This is a genomic window from Streptomyces sp. NPDC060027, assembly GCF_042737005.1.
Classification (GTDB): Bacteria; Actinomycetota; Actinomycetes; order Streptomycetales; family Streptomycetaceae; genus Streptomyces.
In genome coordinates this window covers 1-5,619 of sequence record NZ_JBHWVI010000044.1, presented here as the reverse complement: position 1 = coordinate 5,619, position 5,619 = coordinate 1, and the positions used below count along the sequence as shown (strand labels likewise).

Below are 5,619 nucleotides of genomic sequence, written 5' to 3'. Positions count from 1 at the left end.
GGGCGGAGCACCCCCGGGGCGGAGCACCCCCGGGGCGGAGCACCCCCGGGGCGGAGCACCCCCGGGGCGGAGCACCCCCGGGGCGGAGCACCCCCGGGGCGGAGCACCCCCGGAGACCGGTGACACCCCGGAGGCGGTGGCACCTCCCGATGCGGGGGACACCCTCGGGGCGGGGCACCCCGGAAGGTGGGGGCACCCCCGATATGGCAACGGAGGCGGGGAAGCCTTCGACGAACCACAGGAACAACACCAACACCCCCCACCAGACCCCAGGTGTGTTGGGTGGCGCTGTCGGTGCCTGGTGCTGTTCCTTCGGCTCGCCAAAGCTGGTTGGGGGGTGCCGGTCGGTTTGTGGTGGCGTGGCCGGGGCCCGCAGACGCACTCCGGACCAACCGCCGCCACACCGCCCCAGGCCACAGCACCGCCCCGCAGACCGGGCGGCCCCTCGGCACCGCTCCCCGCAGACCACCCCGCACCGGCCGCCATGTCCACCAGGGCCCCGCCGCCCCAGAGACGGCCGGCACCACCGCCGGGACACCGAGAGGCCCTTCGGCGAACCGCAGGAACAACACCCGCACCAGACCCCACACCCCACAGACCGGCCAACGGACCGGGCGGCGGACCGGGCGGCGGACCGGTCGGCACCACCGCAGGCGCCCCCTCGGCGCCACCGCAGATACCGCCCGCCCCCGCTGCCGCCGCGGATACCGGCCCCGGCGTCACCGCGGATACCGCCCCCGGCACCGCTGCGAATGCCGGTGTCTGCGCCTGCGCCGGCAGGGCCGCTACCACCAGCGGCGGCGGGAAAGTCTTCAGCGGACCGCGGGAGCAGTCCCCGGAGACCACCGCGACCCCACCGGCCCCGCCGCCAGGCCCGCCACCGGGGTCGCCGCCCGCGCCCGCGGCGGTGGCGGGGTCGCGGCTCCGCGGCCGGGCCCGAGCAGCGCCGTCAGCGCGACATCCAGCCCCCGCCCCCCGTCCGCGGCCCAGGCGATGTAACCGTCCGGCCGCACCAGCAGCGCATCACAGTCCACACCCGGCACCGACGCCACCCGCACCACCCGCACCACCCCCGGCCACCCCCGCACCTGCTCCGCGAACCCACCGCCCCCCTCCCCCGCCAGCAGCAGCACCGGCCCCGCCCCGCCCCGCAGCAGACCGATCACATCCATCACCCCGCGCCCGGTCCGCAGCACAACATTGCGCAGAAACCTTCCCTCCCACGGCGAACAGGACCCCTCCGCCACCGGCAGCACCGTGTCCTGCGCACTGACCATCTCCCCCAGACCCCCCGCCCCGCCACCACGCATCAGAGCACCGAACAGATCACGCAACGGATCCAGTTCCGCCCCCGGCCGCATCAACGCCAACTGCGCCCGCGTGTTGTCCACCACCCGCTGCGCCGCAGGCCTGCGCTCCACGTCATAGGAATCCAGCAACTCCTCCCCCGCACCACCGCGCACACACAGCGCGAGTTTCCACCCCAGATTCACCGCGTCCAAAAGCCCCGTACTCAACCCCTGCCCCCCGACCGGGAAATGCACATGCGCCGCATCCCCCGCCAGCAGCACCCGCCCCCTCCGGAACGTCCGCGCCACCCGCGAGAAATCACTGAACCGCGACAGCCACCGGCCCTCCCCCATCGCCACATCACGCCCCGCGATCCACGACACCTCCCGCCGCAACTCCTCCAACCCCACCGGCCGCCCCCGCACCCCCTCCGCCTCCCCCCCGGCACAGTTCAACGTCCGCACATGCACCCCACCGTCCCCCGCGTCCTTCACCACCACCCACCCCCGCCGCGTCCGATGCCACCCCGCCACCAGATCCCCCACCCGCCCCGGCCGCACCCACCCCATCAACGCCCGCACCGTCGCCGGACACGACCGGCACCCGAAACCCGCCAACTCCCGCACCACACTGCGCGCACCATCCGCCCCCACCACAAACCCAGCCCGCCAACTCACCACCCCCGAACCCCCACGCCCCACCACCCGCACACAATCCCCCTCCACCACCAGCCCCTCCACCGACACCCCCCGCACCACCCGAGCACCAGCCACCCGCGCCAACCGCTCAAAACCCGCCTCCAACTCCGCCTGCACACACCGCACCACCGGCACCGGCTCCCCCACCGGAGCCGAAATCACCAACCCCCCCAACCCCGCAAAATGAAACACCGACGACACCCCACCACCCACCGACCCGGCCACAGCCGAAACCCCCGCCACCCCGAACGCCCGCACCCCAACAGCAGGCCCCCCACCCGCACACACAGAATCCACCCCACCCACCGACACCCGGCCGGCAACCACCCCACCCCCCGGCACCCCACCCCCCGGCAACACCCCGTCCCGCACCCCCGCCGACGACCCCGCCGCCACTCCACCAGCCACAGGCATCCGCCCCCTCAAAACCCCCTCCCCGCACCCGCCTTCACCCACCCCCACCCCGACCCGCACCCCGACCGGCGGTGCCCCGTACTCGACAGGCACCACATCCCCGCCATACCCACGCCGCACCAGACACTGCACCGACCGCGCATGCAACACCGTCGCCTTCGGCCGCACCTCCACCGACTCCCGCACCTCCACCACCAACACCCGCACCCCCAACCCCGCCAACTCCGCCGCCAGACACAACCCCACCGGCCCCCCACCCACCACCAACACATCCACATGCACCCGACCCACCACACCAACCCCCAACCCCGACACCCGACACCCGACACCAACCCACCACCGGCGGCCACCAGCAGCAGCCACCACACCCAGCCACCAGCAGCAGCCACCGCACCCAGCCACCAGCGGCAGCAGCCACCACACCGCACCCAGCTACCGGCGAGCAGCAGCCACCGCACCGCACCCGACGTCTAAACAAAACCGGGTGGACGGTTCTTTATAAACCCGGTCCCCACCCCACCACAACAACCCGCACACACCAACACCCCACAAAAGACCAACCACCCAACCCCACCCACACCACCCACCACCCCACCCCCACCCCACCACCCCCAGCCACACCCGGGAGCGGCACCCGCACCCGCACCCGCCACCACCCACCCCCCCCCCCGGCAGCGACACCACGAGAGGACGACCCATCCCGCCGCACACAGGCCCCGCCACTGCCGACGCCCGCCTGAACGTACATACCGGACTGCCCGCCCCCGCCGTCAGAACAGTCCCCCAAGACACCGGCCGCCACCGCCCCCAGGGCGGCAGCCACGGCCCGCCACATCACCACAACAGACACTGCCAACCCGGCACCACCAACGCAGCCCCTGACCAATCCGACGTAGCTCAACCGATCCCCGAGCCCGCACCCGGAGCAGCGGACGACGTAGGCCAACCCCACACAAGCCAAACGCATGAACCCGAACCACACCCCCCAGCCACAGCGCCCCACACGACAGTCCCCGAGAGCGCGATGGTTGCCGCCGGTCAAGACCTGACAGGCGTATCCACCCCAGTAGTCCGACCAGCCGCGATCAACCCGTTGCACAGCACCTTCCTTCTCTGCACCTCACCCTTTCGATGGGGTCGCTGCTCTGGTTGAAGTGCCGCCCGATCGTTGGTTGTGTCCGGTCTGAGTGGAGTCGGGGCAGTGTCGGCACCGCCTGTCGGATCCCGCCGGGTGTCTGGTGCCCCGAGGGCACAGCCACGGCTCAGTTGATTCGAACACCCATAGGATCAACGGATCGGCAAACGACGTGCATGCAGGTTCGAGGAGGCGGTCGCTGGTGGTTCTACAGGTGCGAGGCATTGTGCTGCCGGAACGGGAAGAGCGGTCCTTCTGGATCGATGGAGACCGGTTACGGACCGAGCCGGTCCCGGACGCGGATGTCGTCGTCGAGGGGGGTTGGCTGCTGCCCGGCCTGGTCGACGTGCACACGCATCCGGGCACCGAGAACCTCGATGCCCGGTTCAGCGACGAGATGCTCCGCCAGCACCTGACCGATCACCGCGATGCCGGCGTGCTGCTGGTCCGGACGCCCGGGTCTGCTGCACGCATTCCGGATTGGGTGGACGTGGATCCGCAGATGCCGCGGGTCCACTCAGCCGGACGCTGGCTGGCCACTCCCGGCCGCTTCTTTCCCGGTTTCGGCCGTGACGTGAGTGAAGAGGATCTGGTGCATGCGGCTGTCGAGGAGGCCAAGGCGTCTTCAGGCTGGTGCAAAGTTATCGCCGACTGGAGGCACGACGAGCCGGCACTGCCACAGAACATCCTCACTGCGGTCGTGCAAGCCGTGCATGCGATCGGCGGCCGAGTAGCCGCCCACTGCCAGACCGCTGACGGCAGTCTCAATGCCGTTCAAGCAGGCGTCGACAGCCTGGAGCACGGCATGCACCTGGACCCCGGCCTGATCGATCAGATGGCCTCCCAAGGCACCGCGTTCGTCCCGACGCTCAGCGCCTTCGGCGCTGGAGCCGACCAACAACGTGCTAAGGAACCGAGCGCCCGTCGCGACTGGTGGCTGGCCGGTTGGGAAGGCATGCTGCCCAACGTCCGGGCCGCGCACGAAGCAGGCGTCACCGTCTTCGCGGGCACCGACAGTTTCCCGTGCGGCACTGTCACGTCAGAGGTCGAATGGCTGGTCCGCGCCGGACTATCGGCCGAAGCGGCTCTGGGCGCGGCGTCCTGGTCGGCCAGGTCCTGGCTCGGTCTGCCAGGGCTGGTCGATGGAGGCCCCGCTGACCTCGTCGCCTATGACACGGACCCGACTCTCGACAGCTCGGTTCTGGCCCACCCGAGCCGCATCATCCTGCGTGGCCGAGTCATCGCCTGATACTCGACAGGTTCTGTGGCGGGTGACGCTCTTTCATTGCTCGACATTGAACAGCGGGATGGACAGTGATGGCGGAGCAAGGACCGTGCGAAGGCGGTTGAGGTTGGCTCGCCACTGCTTCCAGTCTTCCGGGTCGACCCAGTTCGAGGCTGGCCCGGCCTCATCGCTGATGATGCGAGCGAGGGCCTTGTCCGCGAGCGTCCTAAGATCATCGGGGAAGGCGGGCATGGTTTCTTCAGGGCAGCCGTAAGGTGTGTCGACTGGGGCGCCACCAGGGCATTGCGCCGCAATCAGTGCGGCTGCGGCCACCGCTTCTTCTCCTTCGGTGAGCCAGCCGGTGGCGTCAACGGTGCGCGTGAGGACGCCACGGATCAGTGCCTCACGTTCCTCGGGCTTGGCGTCGTCGAGAGTGTCGGTGAAGTCCGCAGCCGTGTCGTTGTCGAAGGGGCCAGTGTCCCAGGTTCCTTCAGCCGGAGCACGACCTCTTCCACGGCCCTGAACTGTCGGCCTAACTGCCTTGTCCACGGGCCATTTTCGGGCGACTTCGCGTACGGCTCAAGGCGTCCTGCTGTCACTCAGAGTGGCCGCGTCACAGAAGCTGCGCCAGAACCCGAGAACGGACAGCAATGTTCACAACTTCGGGAGGCATCACAGCACACCGGGAGCTCGAACACCCAGTGAGCCGATTGCCGTCGTCAGTCACGGCGGCCGGCACGTGCCGCGCTGCGTTGATGCTCGACGACGGTGGGAGGTGGCATTCCCCCGGCGGACGAGAAAACATGTTGGCCGGCCGGCGCCGGGCTGCGACGATGCAGCTGTTTCCCATGCGGAGG

3 protein-coding genes are annotated in these 5,619 nt (G+C 70.4%); 1 reads left to right on the top strand and 2 read right to left on the bottom strand.

The window, feature by feature from the left end; all coding sequences use genetic code 11:
- Positions 1-812: 812 nt before the first annotated feature.
- Positions 813-2,648, bottom strand: coding sequence for an FAD-dependent monooxygenase (locus tag ACFWBT_RS14125; RefSeq protein ID WP_385699580.1), 1,836 nt, complete (start codon positions 2,646-2,648; stop codon positions 813-815).
- Positions 2,649-3,739: 1,091 nt separating this feature from the next.
- Here ACFWBT_RS14125 and ACFWBT_RS14120 point away from each other — a divergent pair.
- Positions 3,740-4,786 carry an amidohydrolase family protein gene (locus ACFWBT_RS14120; protein ID WP_385699486.1) on the top strand — a complete coding sequence of 349 codons (1,047 nt, stop codon included), beginning with the start codon at positions 3,740-3,742 and terminating at the stop codon, positions 4,784-4,786.
- A gap of 33 nt (positions 4,787-4,819) precedes the next feature.
- On the opposite strand, the gene ACFWBT_RS14115 is transcribed toward ACFWBT_RS14120, so the two are convergent.
- The gene (locus ACFWBT_RS14115) at positions 4,820-5,311 is read right to left on the bottom strand and encodes a DUF4259 domain-containing protein (RefSeq protein ID WP_385699483.1); all 492 of its coding nucleotides are present in this window, start codon (positions 5,309-5,311) and stop codon (positions 4,820-4,822) included.
- Positions 5,312-5,619: the final 308 nt, after the last annotated feature.